17 protein-coding genes are annotated in these 17,007 nt (G+C 74.3%); 12 read left to right on the top strand and 5 right to left on the bottom strand.

All coding sequences use genetic code 11. The annotated features are described in order from the left end of the window. The first annotated feature begins 206 nt into the window (after positions 1-206). Complete coding sequence (locus ACFYMP_RS00865; RefSeq protein ID WP_388848308.1) at positions 207-1,145, top strand: PAC2 family protein; 939 nt, start codon at positions 207-209, stop codon at positions 1,143-1,145. A gap of 261 nt (positions 1,146-1,406) precedes the next feature. After that, on the top strand, positions 1,407-2,198 hold the full coding sequence (locus tag ACFYMP_RS00860; RefSeq protein ID WP_388848305.1) for an ATP-dependent Lon protease: 792 nt from the start codon (positions 1,407-1,409) through the stop codon (positions 2,196-2,198). A gap of 158 nt (positions 2,199-2,356) precedes the next feature. Here ACFYMP_RS00860 and ACFYMP_RS00855 read toward each other — a convergent pair whose 3' ends face one another. Further along, complete coding sequence (locus ACFYMP_RS00855; RefSeq protein WP_388848302.1) at positions 2,357-2,836, bottom strand: hypothetical protein; 480 nt, start codon at positions 2,834-2,836, stop codon at positions 2,357-2,359. 160 nt (positions 2,837-2,996) lie between these two features. Between ACFYMP_RS00855 and ACFYMP_RS00850 the strand changes: the two genes are divergently transcribed. The 4 genes from ACFYMP_RS00850 to ACFYMP_RS00835 all read left to right on the top strand — a co-directional run bounded on the left by ACFYMP_RS00850 (position 2,997) and on the right by ACFYMP_RS00835 (position 6,083). Beyond that, the gene (locus tag ACFYMP_RS00850; protein WP_388848299.1) at positions 2,997-4,205 is read left to right on the top strand and encodes a sensor histidine kinase; all 1,209 of its coding nucleotides are present in this window, start codon (positions 2,997-2,999) and stop codon (positions 4,203-4,205) included. Continuing rightward, positions 4,202-4,807 (top strand): response regulator transcription factor, encoded by a 606-nt coding sequence (locus ACFYMP_RS00845; RefSeq protein WP_388848296.1) that lies wholly within the window; start codon positions 4,202-4,204, stop codon positions 4,805-4,807. The genes ACFYMP_RS00850 and ACFYMP_RS00845 overlap by 4 nt, the downstream gene beginning before the upstream one ends. Before the next feature lie 155 nt (positions 4,808-4,962). Continuing rightward, positions 4,963-5,583: a dephospho-CoA kinase gene (coaE, locus tag ACFYMP_RS00840; RefSeq protein WP_388848293.1), complete on the top strand. Its 621-nt coding sequence runs from the start codon at positions 4,963-4,965 to the stop codon at positions 5,581-5,583. A 122-nt stretch (positions 5,584-5,705) separates the two neighbouring features. After that, positions 5,706-6,083, top strand: a complete 378-nt coding sequence (locus tag ACFYMP_RS00835; RefSeq protein ID WP_388848290.1) for a tetratricopeptide repeat protein — start codon at positions 5,706-5,708, stop codon at positions 6,081-6,083. A 164-nt stretch (positions 6,084-6,247) separates the two neighbouring features. On the opposite strand, the gene ACFYMP_RS00830 is transcribed toward ACFYMP_RS00835, so the two are convergent. Continuing rightward, positions 6,248-6,481 (bottom strand): DUF6343 family protein, encoded by a 234-nt coding sequence (locus ACFYMP_RS00830; protein WP_388848287.1) that lies wholly within the window; start codon positions 6,479-6,481, stop codon positions 6,248-6,250. 128 nt (positions 6,482-6,609) lie between these two features. Further along, positions 6,610-7,002 (bottom strand): winged helix-turn-helix transcriptional regulator, encoded by a 393-nt coding sequence (locus ACFYMP_RS00825; protein ID WP_388848284.1) that lies wholly within the window; start codon positions 7,000-7,002, stop codon positions 6,610-6,612. A 99-nt stretch (positions 7,003-7,101) separates the two neighbouring features. Between ACFYMP_RS00825 and ACFYMP_RS00820 the strand changes: the two genes are divergently transcribed. Beyond that, entirely contained in the window at positions 7,102-7,770 is a 669-nt protein-coding gene (locus ACFYMP_RS00820; protein ID WP_388848281.1) for an NAD(P)-dependent oxidoreductase, read from the top strand. A gap of 151 nt (positions 7,771-7,921) precedes the next feature. After that, a complete protein-coding gene (locus ACFYMP_RS00815; RefSeq protein ID WP_388848278.1) occupies positions 7,922-8,611 on the top strand; it encodes a class I SAM-dependent methyltransferase in 690 nt (229 codons plus the stop codon). Positions 8,612-8,636: 25 nt separating this feature from the next. On the opposite strand, the gene ACFYMP_RS00810 is transcribed toward ACFYMP_RS00815, so the two are convergent. Further along, entirely contained in the window at positions 8,637-9,146 is a 510-nt protein-coding gene (locus tag ACFYMP_RS00810; protein WP_388849513.1) for an RNA-binding S4 domain-containing protein, read from the bottom strand. A gap of 130 nt (positions 9,147-9,276) precedes the next feature. Here ACFYMP_RS00810 and ACFYMP_RS00805 point away from each other — a divergent pair, with 130 nt between their 5' ends. From ACFYMP_RS00805 to ACFYMP_RS00795, 3 genes are all read left to right on the top strand, one after another. Continuing rightward, entirely contained in the window at positions 9,277-9,549 is a 273-nt protein-coding gene (locus tag ACFYMP_RS00805; protein ID WP_388848275.1) for a hypothetical protein, read from the top strand. After that, positions 9,546-11,081 (top strand): YfcC family protein, encoded by a 1,536-nt coding sequence (locus tag ACFYMP_RS00800; RefSeq protein ID WP_388848272.1) that lies wholly within the window; start codon positions 9,546-9,548, stop codon positions 11,079-11,081. The genes ACFYMP_RS00805 and ACFYMP_RS00800 overlap by 4 nt, the downstream gene beginning before the upstream one ends. A 125-nt stretch (positions 11,082-11,206) precedes the next feature. Continuing rightward, positions 11,207-11,923 carry a uracil-DNA glycosylase gene (locus ACFYMP_RS00795; RefSeq protein WP_388849510.1) on the top strand — a complete coding sequence of 239 codons (717 nt, stop codon included), beginning with the start codon at positions 11,207-11,209 and terminating at the stop codon, positions 11,921-11,923. 161 nt (positions 11,924-12,084) lie between these two features. On the opposite strand, the gene ACFYMP_RS00790 is transcribed toward ACFYMP_RS00795, so the two are convergent. Further along, positions 12,085-14,307 (bottom strand): NADP-dependent isocitrate dehydrogenase, encoded by a 2,223-nt coding sequence (locus tag ACFYMP_RS00790; protein ID WP_388848269.1) that lies wholly within the window; start codon positions 14,305-14,307, stop codon positions 12,085-12,087. 672 nt (positions 14,308-14,979) lie between these two features. Here ACFYMP_RS00790 and ACFYMP_RS00785 point away from each other — a divergent pair. Further along, positions 14,980-16,755, top strand: coding sequence for an FUSC family protein (locus ACFYMP_RS00785; RefSeq protein WP_388849507.1), 1,776 nt, complete (start codon positions 14,980-14,982; stop codon positions 16,753-16,755). Positions 16,756-17,007 lie beyond the last annotated feature (252 nt).

Raw genomic sequence — 17,007 nt, 5'->3', positions numbered from 1 at the left:
TGGCGGCACGGCGCGTTCTCCTCCCCGCGTAAAGTCAGCAGCCACCACCAGCGGTCCTCGACCCCTGAGGACCGCCCGCGCCGGCCGCGCCCCCACTACCGGGGCGTTCCGCGCGCGGCGCACGGGCCGGGGACGCGGGCGGGAATGCCCGCGTCCCCTCGCGTGTTCTTGTCCGGGGAGTACGAGAAGGACCGGAGGGCGTCAGAGTGCTTGATCCGCAGGGTTTGTACACGTGGGAGCCGAAGGGCCTGGCCGTCGTGGACACCGCGCTGGCCCAGGAGTCGGCGGGCCTGGTCATGCTGTACCACTTCGAGGGATACATCGACGCCGGGGACACGGGGGACCAGCTCGTCGAGCGCGTCCTGGACACCCTGCCCAGCCAGGTCGTCGCCCGCTTCGACCACGACCGGCTGGTCGACTACCGGGCGCGCCGGCCGCTGCTCACCTTCCGCCGCGACCAGTGGACGGACTACGAGGAGCCGGCCATCGAGGTCCGCCTCGTGCAGGACGCCACCGGAGCACCCTTCCTCGTGTTGTCCGGACCCGAACCGGACGTCGAGTGGGAGAGGTTCGCCGCGGCCGTCGGCCAGATCGTGGAGCGCCTCGGGGTGCGGCTCGCGGTCAACGTCTACGGCATCCCGATGGGCGTCCCGCACACCCGGCCCGTCGGCCTGACCCCGCACGGCAACCGCAACGATCTGGTGCCGGGCCACCCCACGCCCTTCGAGCAGGCCCAGGTCCCCGGCAGCGCCGAATCGCTCATCGAGTACCGGCTCGGCCAGGCCGGGCACGATGTCCTCGGTATCACCGCGCACGTCCCGCACTACATCGCCCGCTCCGCCTACCCGGACGCGGCGCTCACCGCGCTGGAGGCGTTCACCGGGGCGACCGGTCTCGTGCTGCCCGGGATCGCGCACAGCCTGCGCACCGAGGCCCACCGCACCCAGACCGAGATCGACCGCCAGGTCCGGGAGGGCGACGAGGAACTGGTCGCCCTCGTCCAGGGCCTTGAGCACCAGTACGACGCGGTGGCCGGCGCCTCCTCGCGCGGCAACATGCTCGCCGAGCCCGCCGACATCCCCTCCGCCGACGAGATCGGCCGCGAGTTCGAGCAGTTCCTCGCCGAACGCGAAGGCGACGCCTGACCCGGCCGCCCGGTCACCCGGCGGCCCGCCGCGGCGGCCCGGTGACCGGCCGGTCCGGGCAGGCCCCGCCCCTCTGACGGACTTCGGCGCGCCCTCCCCGGCAGGCGGCACCCGACCGCCGCGCGGCGACCTTCCCGGCGTATCCGGCTCAATCCGTCTTAATCCGGCCTGTCCGAGGCCGGAATCGCCCTGTTGACGCCCGTTGTGCGGTGACTTCATCCTGAATCCCGGACATTCCGAGCAACGAGGGACAACAGGGGAATGATGGTCTGCATCAGGCGTACGCACGCGAGGGCCGGTCTCGTCGGGCTTCTGGCAATGGGACTGTTCGGCGCCTTCGTGCCGCAGGCGTCCGCCGTCTCGTACAGCCCGTGGGGCTACTACGGGCCGGTCAAGGGCTACAAGTACAAGAACCGCGCGGCGATCGCCGACAGTTCACGCCTCTACGCGTCGACGACGGCCGCCAGGAACGGCAGCGGCAACGTACCGGCCGGTTACCTCGGCGCGCTGGCCCGGCTCTACAAGGGCGACGCGCTGTGCAAGTCGGCCGGGTACGCCTACAACTCCGGCCCGGCGAACAGCCTGTCCGTCCCGACCCAGGGCAACGGCTGCGGGACCGGCGCCTACTACAGCTACGGGGCCACGAAGGCGTACAACGGGAACGGCTACAAGGCCGTCTACACCTTCAAGTCCCCGAGCCTCAACCACCGTTCCGTGGCGGCCCGCTCGACGCCCTCCCCGCAGGAGGCGGCGGACCGGGCCCTGCCGAGGAACGCGAGGGGACAGACGTACGGCTCCGGCCTGGACGCGGGAACGCCCCAGGCGGCGCCCGACCTGATCCGGGCGTACACGACGGAGGGGGAGCTCGGCTACGTGAAGCGGGCGGAGCTGGAGGACGAACCGGCCCCCGCCTCGCCGCGTCAGGCCCTCGCCTTCCAGTCGGAACGGGCCGGCAAGGACCGCCGGATCCCGGTGTACGCGCTCGACGGGACGACGGCCGTCGGCACCTTCGTGGTCGAGGCGCCGCAGGCCACCCTCACGAAGGGCCGCTGACCCGTCCCCGCTCCCCCGCGCCTGCCGCGGGGGAGCGGCCGCCGAGTGGCCGGCTCCGTGGGTCCTCCGTGGGCCGCCCTCCGGTGGCCGGGTGGCCGTTCACGGCGTCCCCGCCCGCTGCGAGGAGGCGGCGGGCGCCGGCGGCCTCCCGCCGGGTGTCAGCCGCCGGTGAGGGAGGCCGCCCGGACGGCCGCCGCCCCCCGCTCGCGCCGCCCGCGCAGCAACACGACGACGAGCGCGAAGACCTGGAGCACGAGTTCCAGGCCCGGCAGGTCGGCGGTCGCCTCGGCGTGGACGTGTCCGGTGCGGCGGATCGTGCCGACGGGCTCACCGTCGTCGCCGAGCATGGTGTGCTCCCGGCCTGCCGCCGCGGTCCGGCGGAACGAGACGACCCGCTCACCGCACGTCAGTCTCCAGCTCCGGCGCACCCGGTCCGTGGTCGCGACGACGGTTCCGCCGGCGTCGAGCAGCTCGTGGACGCCGCTGAAGCGGTGAACGCGGACACGGTAGTCGAAGCCGTGCAGGGTGACGCGCGTGCCGGAGCGTCCCGCGGACAACGAGAACGTCGTCAGCGCCCGGCCGTCCTCGCTCAGCTCGTACTCCTGGCCCGGCGGATGTTTCCTCTTCGCGTGCAACATGTCCTCATCACAGCATCCGCCCGCCGGGTGGGCCCATGCCATCTGTCACGCATGACGGGCGGGACACCGGGGGCACCGGTCACGGGCGGGCGTGCTCGCCCGCACGACCGCCGCCTCCCGGGCCGCCACCGGACCGGTCCCCTGAGGGCCGGGCCGTAGCATGGGCGACGTGGACGCGCGTGATCCGGACGAGTTCTCCGTCGGCCAGTGGCCGGACTGGAGTTTCTGGAAGAACCCGCCGGACGGCCCCAGGGCCCGCGGCCGGGGCCGGGTGGCCGTCGCCACGGCCACCGCGCTGGCCTCCCTCACCCTCGTCGCGCGGGCCGAGGACATCGCACACGGCAGCACACCTCCCTGGCTCAGCTCCCTCGCGATCGGCCTCCTCGCCTGCTACGTCGTCGGCTGCGTGCTGGCGCCCTGGTACGGGCCGGTGGCGCCGCGGCGGGGACGCGTCGCCATCGTGGCCGCGATGTTCCTGCTGGGGGCGGCACCGGCCGTGCTTCTCGCGTCACCGTCCTACCTGACCGATCTGACCTACGCCCTCGCGATCGGGCTCATGCTGCTGCCGCTGCGCCACGCGCTGCTGCTCGGCCTCGCCACGGTGCTGGCCCAGATCCTCTGGATGTGTGCCGCCCGGGGCGGGGTGGCCTGGGCGCAGGTGGCCGTCCTCGTCGGCGTGACCGCGGCGCTCGGCACCGTCTTCGCGCTCAGCTTCACGATCGGTCATCTGCGGGCCGCGCGCGAGCAGGTCAGGAGACTGGCGGTCAACCAGGAACGGGAGCGGGTCGCCCGGGACATGCACGACGTCCTCGGCCACAGCCTCTCCACGATGACCGTCAAACTGGGGCTGACACGGCGCCTCCTGGAGTCCTCCGGAGACCTCGCCCTCGCGGTCGGCCAGGTCACCGAGCTGGAGGGCATGGCGCGCACGGCGCTGTCCGACGTGCGGGCCACCATCTCGGGCTACCGCACCCTGTCGCTGGACAGCGAGCTGGCCGGTGCCCGCGTGGCGCTGCGTGCCGCCGGCGTACGGGCGGACCTGCCCGCCGCGACCGACGCGGTGCGCCCCGGCCTGCGCGAGGTGTTCGGTTACGTCGTGCGGGAGGCGGTCACCAACGTGCTGCGTCACTCCGGCGCCGACGTGTGCGTCGTCCGCGTCGGGCCGGACTGGGTCGAGGTCACCGACAACGGCGGTTCCACCGGCGGGGCGAGCGCCGGGATGGGGCTCACCGGCCTCACCGAACGACTGGCCGCCGTGTCGGGCACCCTCGAACACGGGCCCGCCCCCGGCGGCGGGTTCCGGGTCCTCGCCCGCGGGCCGGCCCCGGCGGTCCCCCTCGCCCCCTCTCAGGAAGCCGAGCCGACATGATCCGCGTCCTGCTGGCCGACGACCAGGCACTCGTACGCGGCGCCCTCGCCGCCGTACTCCGGCTCGAACCCGACATCGACGTGGTCGCCGAGATCGGCACCGGCACCGAGGTGCTGGCCGCCGCGCAGCGCACCGCGCCCGACATCGCGCTGCTCGACGTACAGATGCCCGGCCGCGACGGCCTGGCCGTCGCCGCCGACCTCCGGCGGGCGCTGCCCGGCTGCCGCACCGTCATCTGCACGACCTTCAGCCGGCCCGGCTACCTCTCGCGGGCCATGTCGGCGGGCGCGGCCGGGTACGTCGTGAAGGACTCCCCGCCCGAGCAACTGGTCGACGCGATCCGCCGCGTCCACGCCGGCCTGCGCTTCGTAAATCCGGCCCTCGCCGCCGAGGCGCTGGCCGGCGGTGCGAGCCCGCTGACCGACCGCGAGGCGGACGTGCTGCGCGCCGCGGCCGAGGGCGGCACCGTGGCCGACATCGCCGGCGCGCTCCGGCTGTCCCGGGGAACCGTGCGCAACCACCTGTCCGCGGCGATCGGCAAGACGCGGGCCCGCACCCGGGCCGAGGCGGCCCGCCTCGCGGAGAACAACGGCTGGCTGTGACCACGGCGCCGCCCACTCTTGTCTCCCTTCACCGGTCCGGTTCTCGCATGACCTGTCGCGAAACCCTCGCGGCAGGCAGGCAGGCAGGCAGGCAGGCGAAGCCGCCGGGGGCGGCCGGGTGTCGCCGGGCCGCCGGACCTGCCTAAGCTGCCCCCATGCTTTCCGTAGGGCTGACCGGCGGCATCGGTGCCGGCAAGAGTGAGGTGTCCCGGCTGCTCGTGCGCCACGGGGCGGTGCTGATCGACTCCGACCGCATCGCCCGTGAGGTCGTGGAGCCGGGTACACCGGGGCTGGCCGCCGTGCTCGACGCCTTCGGCGCCGGGGTGCTCACGGCCGAGGGCAGCCTCGACCGCCCGGCCCTCGGCCGGATCGTGTTCGGGAACCCGGAGAAGCTGGCCCAGCTCAACGCCATCGTGCACCCGCTGGTCCGCGAGCGTTCCGCCGCGCTCCAGCAAGCCGCCCCGGCCGACGCCGTCGTCGTCAACGACGTACCGCTGCTCGTGGAGAACGGGCTCGGCCCGCTCTACGATCTGGTGCTCGTGGTCGACGCCCGGCCAGAGACCCAGCTGCGGCGCCTGGTCGCCACGCGCGGCATGACCGAGTCCGACGCCCGCGCCCGGATGGCCGCCCAGGCCACCCGCGAACAGCGCCTCGCCGCCGCCGACCTCGTGATCGACAACGACGGCCCGCTCGACACGCTGGCCGCCCGCGTCGCCGAGGTCTGGGCGGATCTGGAGCGCCGCGCGAAAGGTCTGGAGCGCCGCGCGACAGGCTGAGCCCGGCCCGGCACCCCCGGCCGCTCCTCCGGCGGGTCCGGCCGCGCCCTCCCGGGCGCCGGCCCCGGAATAGCGCGGCCGTGCGCGGTGTTGCCCCTGGGCAGTGAGGGAAGGACACCGCCATGCCCGAAAGCACCCCGGAGAACCACGTCATCGACTTCCGGGCCGCCGAGCAACTGCTCGCGGCCCGTGACCCGCGCGGCGCCGTGAAACTCCTGGACTCCGTGATCGCCGCCCACCCCGAGAACACCGCGGCCCGACTGCTGCGCGCCCGCGCCTTCTTCGCCTCGGCGCAACTGCGCGGCGCCGAGCTGGAGTTCAGCCTCGTCCTGGAGCGCGAACCGGACAACGCCTTCGCGCACTTCGCCCTCGCCCGCACCTTCGAGCGCGCCAACCGCCCCGAACAGGCCCGGCGCCACTTCCGGCTCGCCGCCGCCCTCGACCCGCAGCCCGAGTACCTCAGGGCCGCCCGATTCGAGGAGGCGACCGGCCCGCAGTAGGGCGGACGGAGAAGCGTCAGGGCGCACGGGGAAAGGGGCCTCCGGTCGCTGACCGGAGGCCCCTTCCGCCGCGGGTCCCGTCGCAGGCCCTTCGTGTGCCACGACGGGCCCTGTTCGCCGCCGTACACCGGCACGCTTTCCGCCCCGCCGGGCGCGGGACGCCGTCACATGGGCCACAACTGTGGCGGCTGGTGCCCGGTGTGCAGGCGTACGAGCACGACGATCAGGTCGATCGTCACGAGCACCCACAGGACCGCGCTCACCGCCGCGAGGCCGGGCTCGTCGGCCAGGGCGAAGCCGACGGTGGCGCCGATCGTCAGCAACTGCCCCCACACACTCAGCCAGAACCGCAGCTTCAGGGGACTCTTCGCGGTCAGTGGTTCACTCCCGGTACGCATGGCACTCTCCGCTCATCGGATGCCCCTTTCGTCCCTCTTCTTCCGGTGTACCTCGATCCTGTACGGGAGGGAAGGGAATCGGGCACTCGTTCGGGACCGGTCGAGCTGTGGGAGGACGGACAGGGGGCTTACCGTCGCCCGTCCTCGCGGACCGGCTCCGCGGCGAGGGAGGCGGACCGGGCGGCGAGAAGCGCGGGCAGGTGCTCCGCGCTCCAGGCACGGGCCGCGGCGATCAGGGAGAACAGGCTGCGGCCCAGCGGCGTCAGCGCGTACTCGACGCGGGGCGGGTTCTCGGCGTAGGAGGCCCGGGTCACCAGCCCGTCGCGCTCCATCGCGCGCAGGGTCTCGGTGAGCACCTTCGGGGTGATGCCCCGCAGCGGAACCCGCAGCTCGCCGAACCTCCGGGGGCCGCCCTCCAGACAGATCGCGACCATCGCGGTCCACTTGTCGCCGATCCGGATCGGCAGGGCACCGGAGGGGCACAGGGGATCGAACAGCTCGGGGTCCAGGGGTTCGTCCATGGGCAGGGACGGTAGCCGGTTTCGTTGCAGTAACCGGCACCCCCGTGGCTACCGTCTCCCCGGCGGTGGGAGCGGCCCGCCGCACGGGAGGGGGCAGAGATGAGCGGGATCGTCGTGTTCGGTGCGGGAGGCCGGGCGGGCCGGGCCGTCACCCGGGAGGCGCGCCGCCGGGGACATCAGGTCACCGCGGTGGTGCGTGATCCGCGCCGGCACGCGGGGATCGAGGCGGACGGGGTGCGCCTGCTCGGCGGCGACATCACCGACCCGCGGGCGGTGGCCCTGGCGAGCGAGGGCCAGCACGCCGCGGTGCACGCGGTCAGCCCGTTCACCGGGCCGGAGCGCGGATTCGCCGGCCTGGACCCCGAGTTCTTCGTCAAGGCCGCCGAGGCGCTGCTGCGGGGCCTGACCGAGACGCGGACCCACCGGCTCCTGGCCGTCGGCCTGTTCGCGAACCTCAAGACCCCGGACGGCACACCGGTGCTGGACGATCCCGCTCTCCTGCCCCCGCCCATCCGTCCCTTCGCCCTCGCGCACCAGGCCGGACTGGACCGGCTGAGGGAGGCGGACACCCCCGTCGACTGGCTCGTACTGACCCCGCCGGCCCGGCTGGAGCGGGACGCCCCGCGGACGGGCCGCTACCGCGTGGGCGGCGACACGGTTCCCGATCCGGCGACGGCGCGGCTCTCGTACGCCGACCTCGCGGTGGCCGTGCTGGACGAGACGGAGACCCCGCGCCACCACCGCACCCGCGTCTCCGTGTACACGTGACCGGACGGCGCCCATGGCGCTCCGCGTGAACGGACGCCCACAGGGCGGGAACTCCCGCCCCGGCGGCCCCCGTTGTCCCTACAGGCGTCGGCAGGCGCCGCCCGTCCCTTGTCGTCGGGGCAAGGCGTACGGCCCGGCCGGGGAGTGGCGGATGACGACGCATCGCGAGGGGTACGGCGGTACGGGGCCGGGGGCGCTCACCCCGGACGGCTGCGCGGTCGAACTGTACGAGCGGCTGCGGGCGGGGGAGGAGCCCGGGATCATCGCGGCGGCCTCCCCGCCCGGAGCCCGCGTCCTCGAACTGGGCTGCGGGGCCGGCCGGGTGACGCACCCCCTGCTGGAGCGCGGGTTCGCCGTCACCGCGGTCGACGAGTCCGCCGAGATGCTGGAACGGGTGCGCGGGGCGCGGACCGTCCGCTCGGCGATCGAGGAACTCGACCTCGGGGAGAGCTTCGACGTCGTGCTGCTCGGCTCGTTCCTCGTGCACGCGGGCGACGTCGAGGTACGGCGCGGACTGCTGCGCACCTGTCGGCGGCACCTGGCCGAGGGCGGCAGCGTCCTCGTCCAGCGGGAGGGCGCCGACTACCACGAGCGTCTCCCGCGCGAACGCGTCGACCCGGGCGGGTACACGGTGCGCATCGTCTCGGCCACCCCGCTCGGCGACGGCGTCGACCAGATCCACGCCGTGTACGAGTTCCCCGACGCGCGCTGGACCCAGACCTTCCTGTCCCGCCCGCTGGACGACGCGGCCTTCCGCGCGGCGCTCGCCGAGGCCGGGCTCCAGGTCGCCGAGGTCCTCACCGACGACGGCGTCTGGGTCCGCGCGGTCGCCGCCTCCTGACCCCCGGGGCGGCCGGCGCGGCGGCTCAGCCCGGCCGCCCCGTCCGTCCGGCCCCGCCGGGCGGCGGGGTCACATTGCCCCACACCCCGCGCAACCGCTCCAGCTCCCTGCGGTCCCGCTTGGTGGGGCGGCCCGCACCCCGGTCCCTGACCCCGGCCGGGGCGACCGCCTCACGCGGCGGGGGCGGCGGGCTGTGGTCCACGTAGCACTCGACGGCGACCGGCGCCCCGACGCGCTTGCGCAGCAGCCCGCGCACGACCAGGACCCGGTCGCGGCCCTCGTGCCGCAGCCGCACCTCGTCGCCCACCCGCACCGGGGCCGCCGCCTTCGCCGGCTCCTTGTTGACCCGCACGTGCCCCGCCCGGCAGGCCGCCGTGGCCGCCGACCGCGTCTTGACCATCCGCACCGACCACAGCCACACGTCGACGCGGACGCTGCCGCCCTCCGGAGTTCCCTGGCTCGCCATGCCACCGAGCCTAGTGGCCCGCCGCCCGCCACCCGTAGGGATTACTTGGGGAACCCCTACGGGCCCGATCCCGCACCCGTAAGGAGTACCCGGGGCCCGATACGGCCGAATGGCCGTGCACCGCCGTACCCGGTCCGGGATTCTGGCCGCCCGGACCGGCCGCCCGCCGGCCCCGGACAGCGGCGGCGAAAGGCACGGCATGCAGCAGGACCCGTACGGGGGCCCCGATCTGGAGCACCGGGCCGACCGGCTCGTGGAAGGGCTGGAACGGGACCCGGTCCGGCTCGCCGCGATCCCGTCCCCCGCCTTCCCCGGCTCCCCGCCCGGACCCGGCCGGCGGGCGTACGCACCGCTCACCGGAGCCCAGCGGGCGGCCCTTGTCGAACACGCCGGACGCGCCGGCCGGCCGGACACCGCCCCGGTCCTCCACGCCCGTACCGAAGGCACCCGCGAGCGGGGCGGCGCCGCGTGAGCCACAGCGACGTCAGGGACGAACGGACGGAGAGCACCGGCGACGGCGGCGGGAAGCGTTTCGCCTTCCCCAGCGCCCTCACGATCCTCGCGATCGTCACGGTCGCCGTATGGGCCCTCGCCTTCCTCATCCCCTCCGGCGAGTACCGGCGCGACACCGACGGCGCGCCCGTCGAGGGCACCTACCACCGCGTCGACTCCGGGCAGAGCCTCGTCGACCGGCTCAACGACCTCTTCCTCGCACCCGTCAACGGCCTGTACGGCATCAGGGACGCGAAGAGCGGACAGGTGGGGCCCGACCTGTCCGGCGAGCTGTACGGCAGCGCCGGGGTGTTCCTCTTCGTCCTCGCGATCGGCGCGTTCATCACCGTCGTCTTCGCGACCGGCGCGCTCGACCGGGGCATCGAACGCCTCGCGCACCGGCTGCGCGAGCGCGGGCCGCTGCTCATCGCGGGCGTCATGGTCGTCTTCTCGGTCCTCGGCACCGTCGAGGGCTTCGCCGAGGAGACCCTCGGCTTCTACGGGCTGATCGTGCCGCTCATGCTCGTCCTCGGCTACGACCGGCTCGTCGCCACCGGGGCGATCATCCTCGGCGCGGGCGTCGGCGTGCTGTGCTCCACCGTCAACCCCTTCGCGACCGGGGTGGCCTCCTCGGCCGCCGACATCTCCCTGGGCGACGGCATCGTCCTGCGCTTCCTCATGTGGGTCGTCCTCACCACCGTGACCGTCCTCTACGTCATCCGCTACGCGCGGCGCGTACGGCGCGACCCGGACCGCTCGCTGGGCGGCTTCCGGCCCGGAGACCGGGAGCACGTCGTCACCGCGCAGGCGCGGACGCCGCCGCTGAGCCGGCTGCACCAGAGCCTCCTGTGGCTGGTCGGCCTGATCTTCGCCTTCATGATCTTCTCGGTGGTGCCCTGGTCCAACGCCCTCACCGGGAACGCCGAGGCCACCCCCTACGGATTCGAACTCGGCTGGTCCTTCCCGCAGCTCGCCGCCCTGTTCCTGTGCGCGGCCGTGCTCGTCGGCCTCGTCGCCCGGCTCGGCGAGGCCAGGCTCAGCGCCACCCTCGTGCAGGGCGCCGCCGACTTCCTCTCGCCCGCCCTCGTGATCCTCCTGGCCCGGGGCGTCACCGTGATCATGAACAACGCGCGGGTCACCGACACCGTGCTGCACGCCATCGAGGGCGTCGTGCGGGGCACCTCCTCGGGCCTGTTCGCCGTCATCGTCTTCGTCGTCAACCTCCCCCTCGCCTTCCTCATCCCCTCCACCTCGGGTCACGCGACCCTCGCCATGCCGATCCTCGCGCCGCTCGCCGACTTCGCGGGCGTCCCGCGCGCCCTCGTCGTCACCGCGTGGCAGGCCGCGAGCGGCTGGATGAACCTCTGGGTGCCGACCACCGCCGTGACCATCGGCGGCGTGGCCCTCGCGAAGGTCGGCTACGACACGTACCTGCGGTTCGTCTGGCCGCTGCTCGCCCTGCTGTTCGTCCTGGTGTGCGCCTTCGTCGCGCTCGGCGCGGTGTGGACCTGAAGCCGGGCCGCCGCGCCCGCCTACCCTGGGAACACATGACGAAGGGCACGAACGGCACCAAGGGCACCAAGGGCACGGGGGAAGCGATCGGCACGCGGAGCGCGGGGCGGGACCCGGCACGGAGCATGGCAGAACTGGACGGGCGCGTCGCCGACTGCCGCGCCTGCCCCCGGCTCGTCGACTGGCGCGAGGAGGTCGCCCTGGAGAAACGCGCCGCCTTCGCCGGCCAGGAGTACTGGGGCCGGCCCGTGCCCGGCTTCGGCCCCGCCGACGCGCCGCTCGCGCTGATCGGCCTCGCGCCCGCCGCGCACGGCGGCAACCGCACGGGCCGCATGTTCACCGGTGACCGCTCCGGCGACGTCCTCTTCCGCGCCCTGTACGACGTGGGGCTGGCCAACCGGCCCACCGCCGTCTCGGCCGACGACGGGCTGGAACTGCGCGGCGTACGGGTCACCGCCCCCGTGCACTGCGCGCCCCCCGCCAACAAGCCGACCCCCGCCGAACGCGACACCTGCCGGCCCTGGCTGGTGACCGAACTGAGCCTGCTGCGTCCCCGGTTGCGGGCCGCCGTCGTCCTCGGCGCCTTCGGCTGGCAGGCCGCGCTGCCCGCCTTCGCCGCCGCCGGCTGGCAGGTGCCCCGCCCCCGGCCCGCCTTCGGCCACGGCGCCCGGGTCCTCCTGGAGGCGCGGGACGGCGGGCCGTCCCTCGACCTCTTCGGCTGCTTCCACGTCAGCCAGCGCAACACCTTCACCGGCCGGCTGACCCCCGCGATGCTGCGCGAGGTCCTCTCCGGCGCCGCGCACGCCGCCGGACTGCCCGCCGAGGGGCCGCGCGAGAGCTGAACGAGCGGGGCGGCCGGGAGGGCCCGATACGTATACGGCCCCGCCCGCCCCGTACGAGGAGTACGGGACGGGCGGGGCCGTGGGGCGGCCGGGCGCGGAACGCGCTCAGCCGGACAGGGACCTGCCGGGGTGCGCTCAGACAGGGACCTGCCGGGGTGCGCTCAGCCCTTCAGGGAGGCCAGGGCCTCGTTGAAGGTGGCCGAGGGACGCATCACGGACGCGGCCTTCGCCGAGTCGGGCTGGTAGTACCCGCCGATGTCGGCCGGGGAGCCCTGGACGGCGATCAGCTCGCCGACGATCTTCTCCTCCTGCTCGGCCAGCGACTGCGCGAGCGCCGCGAAGGACTCGGCGAGCTGCGCGTCCTCGGTCTGCCCGGCCAGCTCCTGCGCCCAGTACAGGGCGAGGTAGAAGTGGCTGCCGCGGTTGTCGATGCCGCCGAGCTTGCGGCTGGGCGACTTGTCCTCGTTGAGGAAGGTGCCGGTCGCCCGGTCCAGGGTGTCGGCGAGGACCTGCGCGCGGGCGTTGCCGGTGGTCTGCGCGAGGTGCTCGAAGCTCACCGCGAGCGCGAGGAACTCACCGAGGCTGTCCCAGCGCAGGTAGTTCTCCTTGACCAGCTGCTGCACGTGCTTGGGCGCGGAACCACCGGCGCCGGTCTCGAACAGGCCGCCGCCGTTCATCAGCGGGACCACCGACAGCATCTTGGCGCTGGTGCCCAGCTCCAGGATCGGGAAGAGGTCCGTGAGGTAGTCGCGCAGCACGTTGCCGGTCACCGAGATGGTGTCCTCGCCGCGGCGGATGCGCTCCAGCGAGTACGCGATCGCGTCCTCCGGCGTCCTGACCTCGATGGTCAGGCCCTCGGTGTCGTGCTCCGGGAGGTACTGCTCGACCTTCGCGATGAGGTTGGCGTCGTGGGCGCGGCCCTCGTCCAGCCAGAAGACGGCCGGGACGCCGGTGGCGCGGGCGCGGGTCACGGCGAGCTTGACCCAGTCGCGGATCGGCGCGTCCTTGGTCTGGCACATGCGGAAGATGTCACCCGCGCCGACGGGCAGCTCCAGGACCGCCTCGCCCTTCGTGTTCACGACCCGGACGGTGCCGGTGACGGGAATCTCGAAGGTCTTGTCGTGGCTGCCGTACTCCTCGGCCTTCTGCGCCATGAGGCCGACGTTGGGCACCGAGCCCATCGTGGCCGGGTCGAAGGCGCCGTGGGCGCGGCAGTCGTCGATGACGACCTGATAGATCCCGGAGTAGCTGCTGTCAGGGATGACCGCGAGGGTGTCCGCCTCGTTGCCGTTCTTGTCCCACATGTGACCCGAGGTGCGGATCATCGCCGGCATCGACGCGTCGACGATGACGTCCGAGGGCACGTGCAGGTTGGTGATGCCCTTGTCGGAGTCGACGTAGGCCAGCTCCGGGCCCTCGGCCAGCTCGGCCTCGAAGGACTCCTTGATCCTCGCCCCCTCGGGCAGGCCGTCCAGGCCCTTGAGGATGCCGCCCAGACCGTCGTTCGGGGTCAGGCCGGCGGCGGCGAGCTGCGCGCCGTACTCGGCGAAGGTCTTCGGGAAGAAGGCCCGTACGACATGACCGAAGATGATCGGGTCGGAGACCTTCATCATCGTGGCCTTCAGGTGCACGGAGAACAGCACGCCCTCGGCCTTGGCGCGCGCGATCTGCGCGGTCAGGAACTCGCGCAGCGCGGCCACGTGCATGACGGAGGCGTCCACCACCTCACCGGCGAGAACCGGCACGGACTCGCGCAGCACCGTCGTGGAACCGTCGTCGCCCGACAGCTCGATACGGAGGCTGTCCTCGGCGGGGATCACCACGGACCGCTCGGTGGAGCGGAAGTCGTCGGCGGACATCGTCGCCACGTTCGTCTTCGACCCGGACGTCCAGGCACCCATGCGGTGCGGGTGCGCCTTCGCGTAGTTCTTGACGGAGGCGGGCGCGCGGCGGTCGGAGTTGCCCTCGCGCAGCACCGGGTTCACGGCGCTGCCCTTGACCTTGTCGTACCGCGCGCGGACGTCGCGGTCCTGGTCGGTCTTCGGGTCGTCCGGGTAGTCCGGCAGCGCGTAGCCCTGCTTCTGCAGCTCGGCGATCGCGGCCTTCAGCTGCGGGATCGAGGCCGAGATGTTCGGCAGCTTGATGATGTTGGCCTCGGGCGTCTGCGCCAGCTCGCCCAGCTCGGCGAGGGCGTCGTCGACGCGCTGGCCCTCCTCCAGCCACTCGGGGAACCCGGCGATGATCCGCCCGGCCAGCGAGATGTCGCGGCTCTCCACGGCGACACCGGCCGTCGAGGCGTACGCCTCGATCACCGGCAGGAACGAGTACGTCGCCAGGGCCGGGGCCTCGTCGGTGTGCGTATAGATGATGGTCGAGTCAGTCACCGGGTGCTCCGCTCCGTCTCCACAGTCTTCTGTCTCTTCAATATTGCTCGACATCAAGATATCCCGAAGAGGCGCCCCGTCCGAAAGGGCCCCGGCCCGCGGAACGAGCCGTCCGCGACGGCCCCGGACCGGACGCCGGGCGCGGGCGGACCCCACCGGGCGCCGGGGCCCGGACCCCACCGGGCGCGGGCGGACCCCACCGGGCGCCGGGGCCCGGGAAATGCCGCGCGCCACCGTTCAGGCGGCTCCGGGCCGCGTGGACGCCCTCACCCGCCGCGCGTATCCCGCCACCGAGCCGTACGCGCCTCGTCGAGGCCACGGACCGGTACACGCGGCGCGGGGTGGGCGTCCCAGGCGGGCTGACGCCTCACGGGCGCCCCGGGCGGCCCCCGTCCGCTCCCGCGCCGTCTTCCGTCATCTCCCCGAAACCCACTCGTTCCCGGTCTTGACACGCGCTCCCGTACCCTGGTGAGGAGCCAAGGCCGACGTCGTCCGCGGGCATCACCTCACGTGACCGCGCCGGACGGCCGCGTACGCGCGACCGTCCGTGACCTGCCGACTGGAGCCAGCTTGTCCGTACGCGTCCTGCGCGACCGCACCACCGCGCACACCCCGCGCACCACCACCCTCCCACCCTGGCTCGGCCATGCCCTGCGCGCCCAGCGCGGACCCATGCCCTGGGTCGCCATGGCCCGGGGCGGCCTCGCCGTGCTCCCGCTGCTGCTCGCCGTCGCCGCGGGCCGGCCCACCGCCGGGGTCATGGCCGCGCTCGGCACGCTGCTCGCCGCGATCAACGACCGGCCGGGCCCGCGCCGCACCGCCGTCCTGCGGCTGTCCGCACCCGCCCTCGCCGGGGCCTGCGGACTCCTCCTCGGTTCCTACGCCACGGCCCTCACGCCCGACCCGCGACGGGCCCTCGTCCTGCCCCTCGTGCTCGCCGCGCTCGGGCTGCTCGCCGGCGCCGTCAGCGCGATCGGACCGGTCGCCTCCGGCATCGGCACCCAGCTGCTCGTGACGGCCGCGATCGGTGCCGGCATGCCCCTGCCCGAGCCGGGCTGGCAGCGGGCCCTGTTCTTCCTCGCCGGGGCCGGCTGGCTGCTCGCCCTGCGCCTGCTCCTGCCCTCACCCGGCAGGACCACCCGCAACCCGTACCGGCTCGACGGCGAACGCGGCGCCGTGGCCGCCGTCTACACCGCCGTCGCCGACCTCCTCGACGCCACCGGCACCGAGAGCGCCCTCTCCCGCCGCGCCGCCCTCACCACCGCCCTCGACCAGGCCCAGGACGCCCTCGCCGGCCCCCGGCTGCGCCGCTTCGCGAGCAGCGCCGCCGAACGCCGGCTGCACGCCCGGTTCTCGGCCGCCCTGCCGCTCGCCGAGGCCGCCACCGCCCTGGCCTGGGCCGGCACGCCACTGCCCGCCCGCGCCGCCCGCGGATGCCGCGCCCTCGCGGACGCCGTCCTGCTCGACGCCCTCCCCGGCGTCGTGCCCGCGCCCAGCAGGGACGCCGCCGGTCTGCGCTCCCTGGACAACGCCCTGCTCGACGCCGTCACCGCCTTCGACACGGCCGGCCCGGCCGGCCTCGCGACGGCCCGCACCCGGCGCGGCCCCCTGCGCGCTGCGCTGCGCCGCGCCACCGGACCGGCGGGACGCGAGTACGGCACCCGGGTCGCGCTGTGCCTGGGAGCCAGCGCCGCCGCCGCCCAGGCCCTGCACCCCGAGCACTGGTACTGGCTGCCGGCGACCGCGGTCTTCCTCGTGAAGCCCGACCTCGGGCCGCTCGCCTCCCGGGCGCTGTGCCGCGTCGCGGGCACCCTGGTGGGGGCCGCGCTCTTCGCCCTCCTGGTGACCGTCCTGCGGCCGGTGCCCCTGCCGGGCGCCGCCGGGCTCGTCGCGCTCGTCGCCGTGTGCGGCGCGCTGATCCCGCTCGGCATGCGCCACTTCGCCGTCCAGACCGCCGTCGTCACCGTCCTGGTGCTCGCCCTCGTCGGACTCGGCGGGGAGACCCAGGCCACCTGGAACCGTGTCACCGACTCGCTGCTCGCCTGCGCGATCGTCCTGCTCGTCGGCCATCTGCCGCTGCCCGGACGGCGCGGCAACGTCGTCCGCGGCCGCCTCACCGCCGCCTCGCAGGCCGCCACCGACTACCTCGGGCACGTCCTCAGCGGCTCCGAGGACCGGCCCGGCCGCTGGGCGCTGCGGCGCGCCGCCTACCGCTCCCTCGCCCAGGCCCGCACCGCCGTCGAACTGTCCGCCGCCGAGCTGCCCACCCTCGCGCGGCACACCGAGGGCGCCGCCGACGTCACCGCCGTACTCGAACGCCTCGTCGACACGACGACGGCCGCCGCCGTCCACTACGACGACGCGGGCCGGCTGCCCGAGCGCGACAGCGAACGCCTCAACGCGCTCCTCGGCGAACTCGACAGCTCGCGCGCCAAGGCCGCCTGCTGAGGCCGTGGACCGCCCGCCCGCCCGACGACCGCCGGGAGAGGGCCCGCAGCCCCCGTGCGCCGTCCCGACACGCCCCCGCGCACCCCGTGCGATCTCTCGCGCTGTCATAAGCCGGGGGCAAACAGGTGACGGAAACGTCACAGTGCGGCCCGGGACGTCCACTTGTGCGTCATTCTCGAAAAGCCCGTACCGCACCGACCGCCGACAGGCCACCGCCATCAGCGTGACGTGAGCGTGCGGGCCGTCGTTGTC

Source organism: Streptomyces sp. NPDC007088, assembly GCF_042869355.1.
In the GTDB taxonomy this organism is placed as follows: Bacteria; Actinomycetota; Actinomycetes; order Streptomycetales; family Streptomycetaceae; genus Streptomyces.
The sequence above is the reverse complement of the archived record's forward strand: the minus strand, read 5'-3'. Positions and strand labels throughout refer to the sequence as shown.

Excerpts from the sequence above, each read along its gene's own strand:
- ACFYMP_RS00830 (WP_388848287.1), bottom strand. The coding sequence starts at position 6,481 with ATGCGTACCGGGAGTGAACCACTGACCGCGAAGAGTCCCCTGAAGCTG.
- ACFYMP_RS00785 (WP_388849507.1), top strand. The coding sequence starts at position 14,980 with ATGCCCTGGGTCGCCATGGCCCGGGGCGGCCTCGCCGTGCTCCCGCTG.
- ACFYMP_RS00855 (WP_388848302.1), bottom strand. The coding sequence starts at position 2,836 with ATGTTGCACGCGAAGAGGAAACATCCGCCGGGCCAGGAGTACGAGCTG.
- ACFYMP_RS00795 (WP_388849510.1), top strand. The coding sequence starts at position 11,207 with ATGGCAGAACTGGACGGGCGCGTCGCCGACTGCCGCGCCTGCCCCCGG.
- ACFYMP_RS00845 (WP_388848296.1), top strand. The coding sequence starts at position 4,202 with ATGATCCGCGTCCTGCTGGCCGACGACCAGGCACTCGTACGCGGCGCC.
- ACFYMP_RS00815 (WP_388848278.1), top strand. The coding sequence starts at position 7,922 with ATGACGACGCATCGCGAGGGGTACGGCGGTACGGGGCCGGGGGCGCTC.
- ACFYMP_RS00860 (WP_388848305.1), top strand. The coding sequence starts at position 1,407 with ATGATGGTCTGCATCAGGCGTACGCACGCGAGGGCCGGTCTCGTCGGG.
- ACFYMP_RS00820 (WP_388848281.1), top strand. The coding sequence starts at position 7,102 with ATGAGCGGGATCGTCGTGTTCGGTGCGGGAGGCCGGGCGGGCCGGGCC.
- ACFYMP_RS00805 (WP_388848275.1), top strand. The coding sequence starts at position 9,277 with ATGCAGCAGGACCCGTACGGGGGCCCCGATCTGGAGCACCGGGCCGAC.
- ACFYMP_RS00825 (WP_388848284.1), bottom strand. The coding sequence starts at position 7,002 with ATGGACGAACCCCTGGACCCCGAGCTGTTCGATCCCCTGTGCCCCTCC.
- ACFYMP_RS00850 (WP_388848299.1), top strand. The coding sequence starts at position 2,997 with ATGGGCGACGTGGACGCGCGTGATCCGGACGAGTTCTCCGTCGGCCAG.
- ACFYMP_RS00835 (WP_388848290.1), top strand. The coding sequence starts at position 5,706 with ATGCCCGAAAGCACCCCGGAGAACCACGTCATCGACTTCCGGGCCGCC.
- coaE (WP_388848293.1), top strand. The coding sequence starts at position 4,963 with ATGCTTTCCGTAGGGCTGACCGGCGGCATCGGTGCCGGCAAGAGTGAG.